The 15292-nt window shown below is 40.2% G+C and carries 17 protein-coding genes; 16 read left to right on the top strand and 1 reads right to left on the bottom strand.

Going from position 1 to position 15292, the window contains the following annotated elements:
* Positions 1-20 precede the first annotated feature (20 nt).
* The 13 genes from ABFG93_RS08905 (at position 21) to ABFG93_RS08845 (ending at position 13267) form a co-directional block, all read left to right on the top strand.
* Positions 21-557 carry a methylated-DNA--[protein]-cysteine S-methyltransferase gene (locus ABFG93_RS08905; protein WP_347552442.1) on the top strand — a complete coding sequence of 179 codons (537 nt, stop codon included), beginning with the start codon at positions 21-23 and terminating at the stop codon, positions 555-557.
* Positions 558-755: 198 nt separating this feature from the next.
* A complete protein-coding gene (locus tag ABFG93_RS08900) occupies positions 756-1388 on the top strand; it encodes a YczE/YyaS/YitT family protein (protein WP_347552441.1) in 633 nt (210 codons plus the stop codon).
* Between the two features lie 97 nt (positions 1389-1485).
* Positions 1486-2376 (top strand): amidase domain-containing protein, encoded by an 891-nt coding sequence (locus ABFG93_RS08895; RefSeq protein ID WP_347552440.1) that lies wholly within the window; start codon positions 1486-1488, stop codon positions 2374-2376.
* Positions 2377-2440: 64 nt separating this feature from the next.
* Complete coding sequence (gene trmL, locus ABFG93_RS08890) at positions 2441-2914, top strand: tRNA (uridine(34)/cytosine(34)/5-carboxymethylaminomethyluridine(34)-2'-O)-methyltransferase TrmL (RefSeq protein ID WP_347552439.1); 474 nt, start codon at positions 2441-2443, stop codon at positions 2912-2914.
* A 529-nt stretch (positions 2915-3443) separates the two neighbouring features.
* Positions 3444-3749 (top strand): antibiotic biosynthesis monooxygenase family protein, encoded by a 306-nt coding sequence (locus tag ABFG93_RS08885; protein WP_347552438.1) that lies wholly within the window; start codon positions 3444-3446, stop codon positions 3747-3749.
* 195 nt (positions 3750-3944) lie between these two features.
* On the top strand, positions 3945-5840 hold the full coding sequence (locus ABFG93_RS08880) for a PrkA family serine protein kinase (protein ID WP_347552437.1): 1896 nt from the start codon (positions 3945-3947) through the stop codon (positions 5838-5840).
* A 157-nt stretch (positions 5841-5997) separates the two neighbouring features.
* The gene (lepB, locus tag ABFG93_RS08875; protein ID WP_347552436.1) at positions 5998-6555 is read left to right on the top strand and encodes a signal peptidase I; all 558 of its coding nucleotides are present in this window, start codon (positions 5998-6000) and stop codon (positions 6553-6555) included.
* A gap of 59 nt (positions 6556-6614) precedes the next feature.
* The gene (locus ABFG93_RS08870; protein WP_347552435.1) at positions 6615-6782 is read left to right on the top strand and encodes a hypothetical protein; all 168 of its coding nucleotides are present in this window, start codon (positions 6615-6617) and stop codon (positions 6780-6782) included.
* Positions 6783-7044: 262 nt separating this feature from the next.
* A complete protein-coding gene (gene yhbH / locus ABFG93_RS08865) occupies positions 7045-8211 on the top strand; it encodes a sporulation protein YhbH (protein ID WP_347552434.1) in 1167 nt (388 codons plus the stop codon).
* 85 nt (positions 8212-8296) lie between these two features.
* Positions 8297-9166 carry a ComEC/Rec2 family competence protein gene (locus tag ABFG93_RS08860; RefSeq protein ID WP_347552433.1) on the top strand — a complete coding sequence of 290 codons (870 nt, stop codon included), beginning with the start codon at positions 8297-8299 and terminating at the stop codon, positions 9164-9166.
* A 78-nt stretch (positions 9167-9244) separates the two neighbouring features.
* Positions 9245-9682, top strand: coding sequence for a CBS domain-containing protein (locus ABFG93_RS08855; protein WP_347552432.1), 438 nt, complete (start codon positions 9245-9247; stop codon positions 9680-9682).
* A 118-nt stretch (positions 9683-9800) separates the two neighbouring features.
* Positions 9801-11336, top strand: coding sequence for a bifunctional GNAT family N-acetyltransferase/carbon-nitrogen hydrolase family protein (locus tag ABFG93_RS08850; RefSeq protein WP_347552431.1), 1536 nt, complete (start codon positions 9801-9803; stop codon positions 11334-11336).
* A 191-nt stretch (positions 11337-11527) separates the two neighbouring features.
* Positions 11528-13267 carry a phospho-sugar mutase gene (locus tag ABFG93_RS08845; protein WP_347552430.1) on the top strand — a complete coding sequence of 580 codons (1740 nt, stop codon included), beginning with the start codon at positions 11528-11530 and terminating at the stop codon, positions 13265-13267.
* A gap of 125 nt (positions 13268-13392) precedes the next feature.
* Here the strand turns inward: ABFG93_RS08845 and ABFG93_RS08840 are convergent, their stop codons facing one another.
* Positions 13393-13581 (bottom strand): hypothetical protein, encoded by a 189-nt coding sequence (locus tag ABFG93_RS08840; protein WP_347552429.1) that lies wholly within the window; start codon positions 13579-13581, stop codon positions 13393-13395.
* A 155-nt stretch (positions 13582-13736) separates the two neighbouring features.
* Here ABFG93_RS08840 and ABFG93_RS08835 point away from each other — a divergent pair, with 155 nt between their 5' ends.
* The 3 genes from ABFG93_RS08835 to ABFG93_RS08825 all read left to right on the top strand — a co-directional run bounded on the left by ABFG93_RS08835 (position 13737) and on the right by ABFG93_RS08825 (position 15283).
* Entirely contained in the window at positions 13737-13997 is a 261-nt protein-coding gene (locus tag ABFG93_RS08835) for a metal-sensitive transcriptional regulator (RefSeq protein ID WP_347552797.1), read from the top strand.
* A gap of 87 nt (positions 13998-14084) precedes the next feature.
* Positions 14085-14723 (top strand): hypothetical protein, encoded by a 639-nt coding sequence (locus ABFG93_RS08830; protein ID WP_347552428.1) that lies wholly within the window; start codon positions 14085-14087, stop codon positions 14721-14723.
* Positions 14720-15283 (top strand): redoxin domain-containing protein, encoded by a 564-nt coding sequence (locus tag ABFG93_RS08825; protein ID WP_347552426.1) that lies wholly within the window; start codon positions 14720-14722, stop codon positions 15281-15283. The genes ABFG93_RS08830 and ABFG93_RS08825 overlap by 4 nt, the downstream gene beginning before the upstream one ends.
* Positions 15284-15292: the final 9 nt, after the last annotated feature.

Genomic DNA, 15292 nt, shown 5'->3' with positions numbered 1-15292 from the left:
TACAATAAAGAAGGGATAACATGGAGAAACAAGTGATTAATTATGGGGAGTTACAATCACCGATCGGCGCCATAACTGTTTTTACTAGTTCTCGAGGTGTTAGTAGGATTGATTTTGGTTTTGCGGAGAATGTGCTGCCTGCTGCTGATACCTGGTACAAAAAGCATCTTGTAAAAGCAGACCTTGTTTTTAATCCTGAAGCCATTGAACCAATCGTGATTCAGCTTGAAGAATATTTTAACAAAAAAAGAAATTTTTTTGATCTTAATCTCGATATGAGTGGTACTGTTTTTCAGAAAAAAGTATGGCAAAGCCTATCAGAAATCCCATATGGTGAAACCAGATCTTATAGAGACGTAGCTGTCGCCATTGCAGCTCCAAAAGCGGTTCGTGCGATTGGTTCAGCTAATAACCGCAATCCTCTTCCAATCATAGTTCCCTGCCACCGAGTAATTGGAAGCAATGGGGCACTAGTTGGTTATGGTGGAGGCGTTGATAAGAAAGAATATTTATTGTCCCTAGAACAGCAGCATACCATGCATGCCGCTCTCCCGTAAGGAAAGTAAAGCCTGCGTACTTCGGAAATTTAGAAGTGCGCAGGCTTTTTTATCTAGTTATGCACACCTGATCAAAGGAACAAATAGGAGTAAATCCTATAAAAAACCTCGAGTTTCTTGTAAAATAACCTTTGTGACTTAAAATATAGAAATTTGTATACGAGGTACAATGATCGTTTGCATCTAAGGAGTGAAAAAATGAACAGCTTTGTTTCCAGAAGTCTTATTTATGTTGGTGGATTATTTACACTGGCTCTCGGGGTTGTATTGTTAATCAATGCAGATGTAGGCATCGCTCCATGGGATGCTCTTTATGTTGCCCTTTCTGACCAGATTGGCTTTACCGTTGGATCATGGGTTTTTATTGTAGGCGGAGTTTTAATTTTTATTAACAGTTTGATAATGATGAGAAAGCCAAACCTGGCAGGTTTTATACCAATTGTTCTACTTGGCCTGTTCGTAGACCTTTTAAATTTAAAAATACTTTCATTTATTGAAGTGGATGGAATCGTTCCCAGGTGGATCCTATTCATGGTTGGGATTATTATTATGGGGCTTGGCATTGCAGTTTACTTACATGCTTCTCTCGCTTCTATTCCCAATGATGAATTAATGCTTGCTCTAACGGAACAAACTGGCTGGAGTATTGGTATCACGAAAACCTTAACCGAAGCTCTTGCATTTGTATTTGCGTTTATTTTGAATGGTCCAATTGGAGCAGGGACATTTGTAGAAGTGCTTCTCCTTGGTTTCTTAGTTGGGTGGTTTGATAAACTGATAAAAAAAATAAACCATTCTTCTTCCTCAGAACCAGTAGTCAACCATTCATAGCAATTTACCAGTTTAAATTCATAACTACTCAAATTTGGATAATTCTGAGTCATGTGTTTGTATCCCCTCACATAAAGTGCGATGAGGGGGGACGAAAATGGGGTGGGGAGAACAGCTTAAGCCCTTTTGGGAGGAAGAAGCGAATCGTTTAATGAATTGTACGGGACATTTTAGAGTAGGATTACGACCAGCGCAAGAAGAAGAGGCTGCAAACCGATATATAAAGCAATGTTTCACAAGAGAGGCCACTGTGCTTCGGATAAAACACAGAGGGATACTTCTTGGAAAAAAAGACCTTGTAAGTACGCAGTTCTACGATTATGTTCTTCACCATCACTATCTCATAAAGCAGGGTAAGAAAATCTATCAAGAAGAACGGGTAGAAAAAAGGTTAGCAAAAGTGAAGGATGGAGAACTTATTCTTGATCGGTCGATCGAGGTGGAGGGGAAAGCAAATCAAGTAGAGATAAGTGAAGGCATTATTAACGATAATCGCTTGAAAGGCTCCTATTATGACCGCCTTTCTGCAGTGAAATATGCGGAACGCTGGTGGGATGATTACAATCCTGCTTATCATGCATTTGATGTCGATTGTACGAATTACATTTCTCAATGTTTGCACGCTGGAAAGGCGCCAATGCGGGGGTATCCTGATCGAACAAAGGGATGGTGGGCACAGGGCAATAATTGGAGTTATTCCTGGTCAGTTGCACATGCGCTCCGCTGGTACTTAAGTGGTTCTAAGAACGGTCTTCGAGCACTTGAAGTGTCACATGCTGATGATCTGGTTCCCGGTGATGTCATTTGTTATGACTTTGATGGGGATGGCCACTGGCAGCATACGACAGTTGTAGTGGATCATGATGAGAAAGGACAGCCACTTGTAAATGCGCATACTACAAACAGTCGCATGCGTTACTGGGCTTATGAAGACTCAACAGCATGGACCCCTGAAATAAAGTATAAGTTTTTTCATATTGAAGATTAGCGATTCTATCTTCGCTAACAAAACATGCTATAATAGATGTGTTTTGAAGCGGAGGTGAATGATTATGTCTTTAAATATCGTCCTTTTTCAACCTGAAATACCAGCTAATACGGGAAATATTGCTCGTACGTGTGCGGCGACGAATACCAGCCTTCATTTAATTCGTCCACTTGGCTTTTCTACAGATGACAAAATGCTCAAGCGTGCGGGACTTGATTACTGGCAGTATGCTGATGTTCACTATTATGATTCCCTTGACGATTTCTTCGAGAAAAATCGGGATGGGGAGTATTACTATATTACGAAATATGGTACCAATACGCATACTGATTTTGATTACTCGGACGAAAACAAAAACACATATTTTGTTTTCGGGAGAGAAACAAATGGATTGCCAGATGAGTTAATCCAGAATAATAAGGAACGTTGCTTGCGTCTTCCTATGACGGAGCATGTACGTGCGCTGAACCTTTCAAACACAGCAGCGATCATGGTATATGAAGCGCTCAGACAGCAAAGTTATCCTGGTATGGAATAAAAAAGAACGATCTCCCTGTAAAGTAAGGGGATCGTTCTTTTTTTGTTTGAAATTGTGAGTCTAACCGGCAGCTTCCGCTTTTCTTGTCTAGCTTTAGCCCTCAGGCCCCCTCGGTCACTTCAGCAATCACTCTGAACACAGAAACCGTGTTCAAATTGATTGCCTCCAGTGCCTGACGGGTCTAATCGAGGGCTTCCGCTTTTCTTGTCTAGCTGCAGTGGCCAGACCCTCTGTCACTTCTGCTTTTCTTGTTTATCGACTGCCTTTTTTGGTTTTGGTTGGTCGGTCGTTGTATCCAGCTGTAAAGATGGCTGCAAGAAAAGCTAGAATTACTACTAAAATACCCAGGAAACTCATGGTCTCATCCTCCTCAGGTAAAATTGTGTCCAAATCTATCTCTCATTATAAACCATGTAAGGGGAGGTGTGAATGTTTTGAGGGTAATTCATGGTGAATCAGGTAGGTTGAATTGGAAAAATACTCCGGAATCCGATAGGATAAAGGGAGAAACATAAAGGAGGATTTACGTATGTATGTTGTAATGAACGAATTAAAAGTTCCTGATGAAGCGAAAGACATGATGAAGCAGCGTTTTGGAAAAAGTGCTGAGAGTATGAAGAATGTAGAAGGGTGTATAGAATTTATGTTTCTGGAACAATCGGCTGAGAATGGTAAACTCATTGTCTTTACGAAGTGGGAGAATGAAGAAGCTTACCAGAATTGGGTGCATTCAGATTCTTTCAAGAAAGCACATCAGGAGAAGCGGGAGTCAAAAGAGAAGTCCCCAGCATCTGGAAACGAATTAAGTGAATTTACAGTAGTGTATCATACGTAAGAATGAGAACCGGCTCTGCCGGTTCTTTTTTTGTTCTCTCAATTAGAAAGTTTTGAAGCCTGTTTATCTGAAGAAATGGTTGTAGCTTAGCATGTTATTGTCAAGAGATTCAGGTGAAAAGAAAGCCGAATGTTATAGGACATCCCCGCATAACATGTATTAAATCCGATGAATCAAACTTGGAGGGGGCTCGTAATGGATATCTTACGTAAAATCCAGCAGCATCGAGACGAGGAAAGGCGGCTGAAGTGGGAAGGGACCTTCGGTGAGTATTTAGAAATTATTCGCGAACGACCTGAAGTAGCGCAGTCAGCTCATTCACGTGTTTATAATATGATTAAAGATGCTGGGATCCAGGAAATAGAAGGCAAGAAAAGCTACTCCTTTTTTTCTGAAGAGTTATATGGTCTCGAAGAAGCGATTGAACGATTGGTAGAAGAGTATTTTCATCCAGCGGCAAAACGCTTAGACGTTCGAAAACGAATCCTGTTGTTAATGGGTCCTGTTAGTGGAGGGAAATCCACGCTTGTGACTGTTTTGAAAAGGGGTCTGGAGAAATATTCTCACCAAGATTCCGGAGCCGTCTATGCGATTAAAGGTTGTCCGATGCATGAGGATCCGCTTCATCTGATTCCACACCATTTAAGAGATGAATTCCATAATGAATATGGTATCCGGATTGAAGGAAGTCTTTCACCGCTGAATGTCATGCGACTTGAGAAGGAATACGGAGGAAGAATTGAAGATGTGATGGTTGAGCGTATTTTCTTTAACGAGGATAAAAGGACAGGTATTGGAACGTTTAGTCCTTCTGATCCAAAATCCCAGGACATTGCAGATTTAACTGGAAGCATCGATTTTTCAACGATCGCTGAATTTGGTTCAGAATCTGACCCAAGAGCTTACCGTTTTGACGGTGAATTAAACAAGGCGAACCGTGGAATGATGGAGTTTCAGGAAATGCTGAAGTGTGATGAGAAGTTTCTATGGCATTTACTGTCACTAACGCAAGAAGGAAACTTTAAAGCAGGGCGGTTTGCGCTAATTTCCGCTGATGAATTGGTAGTGGCTCATACGAACGAAGCGGAGTATCGTTCATTCATTTCGAATAAGAAGAATGAAGCACTTCACTCCCGAATTATTGTCATGCCTGTCCCGTACAATCTAAAAGTGAGTCAGGAAGAACGGATCTATGAAAAAATGATTCGTGAGAGTGATGTTTCTGATGTGCATATCGCGCCACATGCTCTGAGGGTAGCTGCTATTTTCTCAATTCTGACAAGGCTTAAAGATACAAATCGCCAGGGTGTTGATCTGGTTAAAAAAATGCGTCTTTATGATGGGGAAATAGTTGAAGGCTTTAACCAGGTTGATGTGGATGAACTGCAGAAAGAGCATTCAGATGAAGGAATGAGCGGGATTGACCCACGTTATGTCATTAACAGAATCTCGTCAACAATCATTCGTAAAGAAGTCCCGTCTATTAATGCACTCGATGTTCTTCGTTCTTTAAAAGATGGTCTGGATCAACATGCATCGATTTCGAAAGAAGATAAAGAACGCTACATGAACTTCATCTCGATTGCTCGAAAAGAATATGATGAAATTGCTAAGAAAGAGGTTCAGAAAGCATTTGTGTATTCATACGAAGAAAGTGCCAAGACGCTCATGGACAATTACCTCGATAATGTGGAAGCCTATTGCAATAAAAACAAGCTTCGTGATCCGCTGACTGGAGAAGAGATGAGTCCGGATGATAAGCTGATGCGATCGATTGAAGAGCAGATCGGTATTTCAGAAAATGCAAAAAAAGCATTCCGAGAAGAAATACTGATTCGCATTTCAGCCTACGCACGGAAAGGGAAGAAATTTGATTACAATTCACACGAACGATTAAGAGAAGCCATCCAGAAAAAACTGTTTGCTGACTTAAAAGACGTTGTGAAAATCACAACTTCTTCTAAGACGCCAAATGAAAATCAATTGAAGAAAATTAACGAGGTGATTGCCCGTCTCATTGATGAACATGGGTATAACTCGATTTCAGCAAACGAACTGCTTCGTTATGTCGGTAGTTTATTAAATCGATAACATGTAAAAAGCATGCCTCGCGAGGTATGCTTTTTACTTTGGCATGGCCGGGAATATAAAAGGGGCATTGAAATCGCTTACAATATCGCGTAAGCTTGTGCCTGTCGATTATGAGTGATAGATTATACGTAAAGAACGTATCGAAAAGAGGTTTAACATGAATAAGGAGCGCAGTCCGCTATGGGAATGGGTCAAGGCTTTTTCTATAGCTGTCGTACTGGCGATTGTTATACGTGAATTTCTCATCACAAACTATGTGGTTCACGGTGAGTCCATGATGCCCACGATTCAAGATGGGAATCGGTTAATTATTAATAAAATCGGATATGAAGTTTCTGAACCAGATCGGTTTGACCTCGTTGTTTTTCATGCAAATGAACAAGAGGATTACATTAAAAGAGTGATCGGTCTTCCAGGTGATACAATTGAATATAAAAATGATGTCCTCTATATTAATGGAAAGAAATTAGAAGAGCCATATCTTGAAAGATTTCAAAAAGATATTTTTAATGGTAATCTGACGGAAAATTTTAAACTAGAAGATAAGACAGGAAAAACAAAAGTACCTGAAGGATATTTATTCTTGATGGGAGATAATCGACGTCATAGCTATGATAGTCGGCACATTGGATTTGTCCCGATGGATCAGGTCGTTGGAAAAGTAAATCTCCGTTATTGGCCAATAGAGGAATTTGATTTTAAATTCCAGAAATAACCTTATATTTAGGTTGAAGAAAAGGCGAATCGGGTACTACACTTATGAGGTGATTCATTGTGGCAGATCGTAAAGAAAAGCCTGAAAACAGTTCGATGGCAATGGATGAGAAAGAAATGAGAGAGCTCGGCAAGGAAATGGAAGAGCTCAATACGAATGACCAATTAAAGAAAGACGGACAGAGACCTGATCCTGTTCAACATGAGAAAAAGAAAAAACATGAATAACTCCCAACCAGGGGGTTATTTTTTTGTGGATCATTTGGTGTCTATCTTCTGTCTGATTCCATAATTAAGTACTAAAAAGCTTTATTTGTCAGAATTAATTGTCAATTATCGCTTGTATTTGCATAGGATAAAGTATACTATTCAACGCTGCCATAGGATGTCCACTTTAGGAATTCTGTTTTTGAACAATCACCATGAGCGATCATCGATCATTGAATAAATTTCCGATAGAAACTTTATTTTTTAAGGAGGGGAATAAGGCATGAAAGACAAGAGTTCCAAAAACTTCGTCGTCTCTCAGGAGAATTGGTCCCTCCACCGAAAAGGCTATCAGGATCAACAACGCCATGCCGAAAAAGTTCAGGATGCGATCCATAACAATCTTCCGGATCTCATCAGTGAAGAGAACATTATTCTTTCCAACGGTCGAGATGTCATTAAAATACCAATTCGCTCTCTGGATGAATATAAAATTCGTTATAACTATGATAAATCTAAACACGTTGGGCAAGGAGAAGGCGATAGCCAGGTGGGAGACGTAGTAGCACGTGATGGTTCTGGAGAGAAGCAGCCGGGTGCTGGCAAGGGTGAAGGAGCAGGCGATCAGCCAGGCGAAGATTACTATGAAGCAGAAGTTTCCCTTGTTGAATTACAAGATATTCTTTTCAAGGAACTTGAACTCCCAGATTTGCGTGAAAAAGAAACAGCTGAAGTCGTAAAGAAAAAAGTTGAGTTTAATGATATCCGAAAAACAGGTTTGATGGGTAACATTGATAAGAAGCGAACCATTCTAACAGCCTATAAACGGAATGCAATTAGTGGAAAACCAGGTATATCTCCAATTTATCAAGACGATCTTCGCTTTAAGACCTGGAATGAGGAAATCAAACGCGAATCAAAAGCTGTTGTTCTCGCAATGATGGATACAAGTGGGTCGATGGGGAAATGGGAGAAGTACATGGCGCGAAGCTTTTTCTTCTGGATGTCTCGTTTTCTGAGGTCCAAATATGAGACGGTTGAAATTGAGTTTATTGCTCACCATACCGAAGCGAAAGTCGTCACAGAAGACGATTTTTTTTCAAAAGGAGAGAGTGGTGGAACCATTTGTTCTTCCGCATATCGTAAAGCGATAGAACTGATTGATGAGAAATACTCTCCAGCACGCTACAACATTTACCCATTTCACTTCTCGGATGGTGATAATCTAACTTCTGACAATACCCGTTGCGTCAAACTTGTGAATCAAATTATGAAGGTTTCCAACATGTTCGGTTATGGAGAGGTAAATGCATATAATCGACATTCTACATTAATGAGTGCTTATAAGAATATCCATGATCCGAAGTTCAGGAATTATATTTTAAAAGAAAAGAAAGACGTTTATCACGCAATGAAAAGTTTCTTCCGAAAAGAAGAAGTTTCATCATAAGCTTTCCCAATTGGGAAAGCTTTTTTCTTTTATGTATGAAAGAAACGCGCATACTAGAAACAAGAAAAGCTCTGGAGGATTTAATATGAGATATGCTGCAATTCTTTTTTCCTCCCTCATTATATTATTACACATGCCCTATGATGTGACAGCTCAAGCAAATGAAGCTGAGATCCATTTTATTGATGTTGGACAGGCGGATAGCATCCTTGTCACTCATGAAGGGAAAACGATGTTAATTGATGCGGGGGATAATGGTGATGGTGGGGCTGTATCCACTTATTTAAAAAAACTTGGTATTCATCAACTTGATTATGTAGTTGCTACCCATCCTCACCACGACCACATTGGTGGAATGGACACCGTACTGAAAAAATTTGAAGTTGAAAAAGTCGTCATGCCTGATGTTTCTTATCCAACAGGTCATTATAAGGCCCTAATGAAAGTGATAAAAAAGAAAGGGATTAGCATAATGACAGCGCAAAAAGGCAAGAAACTGAAGCTAGGTCAGCAAATGTCTGTGAAAATTTTATCACCTACAAAGCATGCCGAATATGAGGATTTTAATGATTACAGCGCTGTCCTACAAATTCGTCATGAAGAAAATACGTTTTTGCTTATGGGTGATGCAGGTATTGAAATTGAAAAGCAGTTGCTGGCAGGTTTGAAAGAAAAGAAAATGAAGTCAGATGTATTGAAAATTGGGCATCATGGAGCTAATTCAGCAACGACGGATGCGTTTCTAAAAGCAGTTGATCCAGAAACCGCCGTTATTTCCGTAGGCAGAAACAATCGTTATCACTTCCCGGATGGGCTTGTGCTCCAACGATTAAAAGGGCTAAACATTTCCATTCTTCGAACAGATCAAGATGGTACAGTTGTTGCAAAAAGCGATGGGAAACAGATTGTTTTTCTTGAAGAAAATAAAATACACCCACAAAAAAAGGAAAAATAATTTGTGCTGAGCAAGTCTACACTAGATGATGAAAGGCAAAGGTCTTTCAAGTCTTCACAATCAAAAACCTCGGGAGGAATGTTTGTGCAAAACAATCTGCAAAATCTCATGTCAAAGAATATTATTTCTGTTACTCCAGAACAATCCATTCAGGAAGCAGCAGCGTTAATGAATCAGCATAATGTTGGTTCATTACCAGTAATAAGTAATGGACAACTCTGTGGCATCATCACTGACAGAGACATTACAACACGTGCAACTGCTACTGGTGGAGGAGCGAATTCTCAGGTGAGCCAGTGTATGTCTGATCACATTGTCTCAGCTACCGCAAACATGAGTGCAGAAGAAGCAGCGGCCCTAATGGCTCAGAACCAGATCCGACGTCTCCCTGTTGTTGAGAACAATCAGGTTGTCGGAATGGTATCGCTTGGTGACTTTGCTACAAAAACTCCTGATCAGCAAGAAGCCGGGCCTGCGCTATCCAGCATTTCTCAGAACGAAACGAATCGAGCGTAAAGACAGAGAGGCTGACGCATGTCAGCCTCTTCTTTTTTTGAAATTTCATATGATAAAATCAGGATAGAACGTCGAACAAATAGGGTACATAGTAAGATAGAGGCGGAGGGAAAAGCAAATGTCAGAATTAGATGTATCAAAGTTTGAGAAAAAGATTGAAATTAGGCCGATTCGGCATGGAGATATTGATGAAATCCTTGCTTTACAGAAGAAGTGTTTCCCAGGCATGGAACCCTGGAAACGTGAGCACCTGGAAAGCCACCTTGCTATATTTCCGGAAGGTCAGTTTTGTGTAGAGCTTGAGGGAGAAATCATTGGCTCATGTTCTAGTCTCATGGTGAACTTTGATGAGTATGATGATCAGCATACATGGGATGATATTACGGATGAGGGATATATTACGAATCATAATCCAGATGGATATAACTTATATGGCATTGAAGTAATGGTGCACCCTGAGTATCGAAGGATGAAAATCGGAAAGCGTCTGTATGATGAGCGTAAAGATCTAGCACGTGAGTTGAACGTGAAAAGTATCATTATCGGCGGACGCATTCCGAATTATCATAAACATTCGAATGAAATGAAAGCGTCGGAATACGTAGAAGAAGTGAAATTCCAGAACATCTATGATCCCGTCTTAACGTTCCAATTGATGAACGGGTTTAATGTAATGAGGATTAATCCGAATTATTTACCGGATGATAAAGCATCGAAACAATTTGCTACATTAATGGAATGGAATAACGTTGAGTATAAAGCAAAAACAAGACGACATTTTCGTTCTTCATTCCCTGTCCGAATTTGTGCGATTCAGTACGCGATGAAGAAGATCTCTTCATTTGAAGAATTCGCGAACCAGGTGGAGTATTACGTAGACGTAGCGGCTGATTTTGGGTCTGACTTCGCTGTTTTTCCGGAAATTTTCACTACCCAGCTAATGTCATTTATGGATGAGAAAATCCCTAGTAAAGCGGTTCGGCGTTTGACGGAATACACTGAGCCTTATATCGAGCTTTTCACAGATCTTGCGGTTAAATACAATGTGAATATCATTGGAGGATCTCACTTTGTTTTAGAGGATGAAAAGATCTATAACATTGCGTACTTATTTAGAAGAGATGGAACGATTGAAAAGCAATATAAAATTCACGTCACACCAAACGAACGTCGCTGGTGGGGAATCCACGGATCCGATGGGATTGAAGTTTTCGATACGGACTGTGGAAAGATTGCCATTCAAATCTGCTATGATATTGAATTCCCGGAACTTGGGCGTATCGCAACTGATAAAGGGGCCAACATCCTCTTCACGCCTTTTTGTACAGACGATCGTCAGGGTTACTTGCGCGTACGTTATTGTGCTCAGGCACGAGCAGTCGAAAATCAGATTTATACGGTTATAGCTGGTACGATCGGTAACTTATCTCAGGTTGAGAACATGGATGTTCAATATGCTCAATCCGGAATTTTTACGCCATCTGATTTCGCATTTTCTAGAGACGGCATTGCCGGGGAGTGTCATCCAAACATTGAGACCGTCGTTGTTGGGGATGTTGACCTTGAAATACTCAGAAGACAACGTCAGTCCGGTACCGTACGTCAGTTACGTGATCGAAGAAAAGATTTATATGAAATTCACTACAAAAAGTAAGCTGTTTTCTGGCTTGCTTTTTTATTTTGTAATAGATGACTTTTCCAAAACGTCATTGGCATATTTTTCAATCCATATTATGATAAATGGGGGAGTAGAGAATAGAGGATAAAATCTTGAGCAATGGCAGGATTCTTAAACTGAGTCTCGAAACTATACAACTAAAGAACTATACATAACAGGAGGCCAAAATGGACTGGAAAAACGAATACACACGATGGACAACAGCAACTAATTTAGATGAGGAATTAAAACGAGATCTTGAAGCATTAAAAGGACAGGAAAAAACAATAGAGGATGCTTTTTATAAGAATCTTGAGTTTGGGACGGGGGGCATGCGTGGTGAAATTGGCCCCGGTACAAACCGAATGAATATCTACACGATTCGAAAAGCATCTGAAGGGCTTGCTCAATACATAGACGCACAAGGTGAAGAGTCGAAGAAACTTGGGGTTGCTATTGCGTACGATTCACGTCACAAGTCCCCTGAGTTCGCAATGGAAGCCGCAAAGACGTTAGCTACCCATGGCATCCAAACGTATGTATTTGAAGAGCTACGCCCAACTCCAGAGCTTTCTTTCGCTGTAAGAAAGTTGAAAGCCTGCGCTGGAATCGTTATTACTGCCAGTCATAATCCTCCTGAATATAATGGATACAAAGTATACGGAGAAGATGGTGGGCAGCTACCTCCTAAAGCGGCAGCTGAAGTAATTTCATATGTCGATGGTGTAGCCAATGAATTGGAAGTACCCGTATCTTCTGAACAGGAGTTGAAAGAAAAAGGTCTTATTCAGATGATCGGTGCAGAGATTGATGCGCAATACGTAAAACAGTTGAAAACACTTCGCGTCAATCCAACGCTTCTTGACGAGATGGGCGATCAGCTGAAGATTGTATTCACACCGCTGCACGGAACGGCCAATCTCCCAGTGCGTGAAGGTCTTAAAGCGTATGGTTTCAAGCATGTAACTATTGTAGAAGAACAGGAACTTCCTGATCCAAACTTCTCCACTGTATCATCACCAAATCCGGAGGAACATGCAGCATTTGAGCTTGCGATTCAGTACGGTGAAAAAGAGGATGCGGATATTCTACTAGCGACAGATCCAGACGCAGACCGCGTTGGAGTAGCGGTTAAAAATAAAGAGGGCAAGTATGTGGTTCTGACAGGAAACCAGACCGGTGCCCTTCTGTTGAACTACATTATTACTCAGAAGAAAGAAAATGGCGTTCTCCCGGAAAACGGCGCTGTTCTTAAGACGATTGTAACGTCTGAAATTGGACGCAAGATTGCTGAAGACAATGGTCTTACATCTTATGATACGCTAACTGGATTTAAATTCATTGGTGAAAAAATCAAAGAATTTGAAACGACGGGTAAACACACCTTCTTGTTTGGCTATGAAGAAAGTTATGGTTATCTTGTAGGTGATTTTGTACGGGATAAAGACGCGGTCCAAGCATGCCTTGTAGCAGCTGAGGTAGCTGCTTTCTATAAATCCAAAGGGATGACCCTATATGAGGGGTTACTTGAAGTATTCGAGCAGTACGGCTACTATCAGGAAGGTCTTGAATCATTAACGTTAAAAGGAAAAGAAGGCGCTGAGAAAATTGTCTCCCTGCTCGCTCAATTCCGAGAACAGCCACCAACGGATGCTGCTGGATTAACCGTCCACAGTGTTGAGGACTATCAAACAAGTACGAGAACATACCTGAACAAAGAAAAGAGCGAGACAATCGATCTTCCAAAATCCAACGTTCTAAAATACAAGCTAGAAGACGGCTCATGGTTCTGTCTCCGTCCATCCGGAACAGAGCCAAAAGTGAAATTCTATTTCGGAGTTAATAGCGACAACCTTGTAAACAGCCAATCCAAGCTTGCTGAACTCAGAACCTCTGTCATGAGTAAAGTTCAGGAGCGATTAGGGTAGCATAAATAAAACCAGGACACCATCGTCCTGGTTTTATTATATGGGTATTATAAAACGTGCCTATAAAATTTACTTATAGTGTGTTAGAGAATAAAGAAAACCGGCTATAGCAGCCGGCTTTTCTATTATTGATGAAGCTGTTGTTTATTTAGTTGCTGTTCGTATTCAGCTTTATTCATACGAATAAGATTAAATACTTTGTCTTTCGTTTCGTTATCCAATTTCTCAAGAATTTTACCTGCTTTGTACTCATTTGAGGTAACTATTTTCCTATAAATTTTAGATAACCGTTTATCATCTTCGGATAAATCCAAAAGACATTGCCTCCTTATAATTAGCTAAACCTTTTTCCTATCCTTAAATTATGATTTATTTTACAATATATGAAGAGAAGTAGCAAGAAATTAATTTAATTGCGACAGAATATTCTTAATAACTCATACTATAAAATGTGAAAGGGAGTCATATGATGGAATATACAAATGAGATGAAGAACCGGTTGAAAAGGGTTGAAGGTCAAATTAGAGGTGTTCTGCGCATGCTTGAAGAAGAAAAAGATTGTAAGGACGTTATCACTCAATTATCTGCGAGTCGAACTGCAATTGATCGTACAATCGGTTTAATTGTAGGATCTAATCTTGAAGAATGCATTCGCGAGCAGCTTGATAAAGGTGAGCCAACGAAGGATGTCGTTAAAGAAGCCGTAGAGCTTCTCGTAAAAAGCCGTTAAATTTTTATTTCTTATTTTAAATACCCATATTGGTATAAGAAGGAATTCTTTCAGTCTTAGTAAATGGGGCAAAGGAGCAACGAACTCATGTTGGGATTTGGACAGGTTAAGATTCCTGAGCAATGGTTATGGATCGGGATCGCCCTAGTTCTTACTTTATTAATAATTTATTTCGTCGAGAAAAAGTGGTGTGAGAGGGCATTGGCATCTTCTCTTGCTTATGAGATTGTCCTTTTATTTATCATTTCTTGGAAAGCAAGTCTCATTCTATTGAATCTCTCTCTTGTTCTAACATCCCCATTGTCCCTCTTGTATTTTACAGGAGGGAGTACAGGATTCATAATTGCTCTGTTGTTCAGTACCGGGTATGCTGTATGGAAAATCTGGAAGACTAATAATCAACGGGTAATGATGTTCTTGTTATTTGCCGCTCTTGAAATGACTGCAGCGACAATAGGAGTATTTGCATGGTTGTTAGACAGTGGCTCGATTTGGGTGGTTCTTTTGCATGCTATTCTTATTGGTCTTCTACTCATTTGGAAATCTAAAGAATGGAGATTTCTTGATTTCGCTGTCTGGGGCGGTATTCTTTTTATCATTCTGGAATACGTCTATGGTAACCCCATGGTTCTTGGACTTTCAGAATGGCAATGGATTTACCTGATTGTTTCCGGAAGTGCAGCGTTAATGAATCTTCATATAGTTTCAAGGAGGAGTGAATATTGAAACGGTCAATAATTGGGTTAGTTGTTCTCATCTGCCTTTTCGCTTACGGTGTATTTTCATCTAATATGACACAATCTACAGAAGCCGAAAAAGAAACGATACCTACAGCCTCTGAGTTAGTGGAGGTGGGTATTAAGGTGGGGGATAAGGCTCCAAATTTCACACTTTCTTCTTTGGAAGGGATGGAAGTGAAGCTTTCAGATTATAAGGGTAAGACCGTATTCGTTAACTTTTGGGCAACCTGGTGTCCTCCATGTAGAGCTGAAATGCCACATATGCAGGAATTCTATAGTGAAAGCTCTAACGAGTATCAAACAGAGATTCTCGCTGTAAACATTACATCTGATGAATCATCTACGAAGGTCGTTAAAGATTTTGTTAGGCAGTATGGAATTACTTTTCCTGTGTTAATGGACATGGAAGGGGAACAGGCAGAAATGTTTGCTGCTATTACAATTCCTACCACCTATTTGATTGACAAAAATGGTATAATTAAGAAAAGAATAGTCGGACCAATGAGCAAAGAGCGAATGATTGAACTTGTAACATCCATTGAATAAAGAGTATCA

The organism is Pseudalkalibacillus hwajinpoensis, from assembly GCF_039851965.1.
Classification (GTDB): Bacteria; Bacillota; Bacilli; order Bacillales; family Guptibacillaceae; genus Guptibacillus; species Guptibacillus hwajinpoensis_E.
This window is presented reverse-complemented; position numbering and strand designations above follow the sequence as displayed.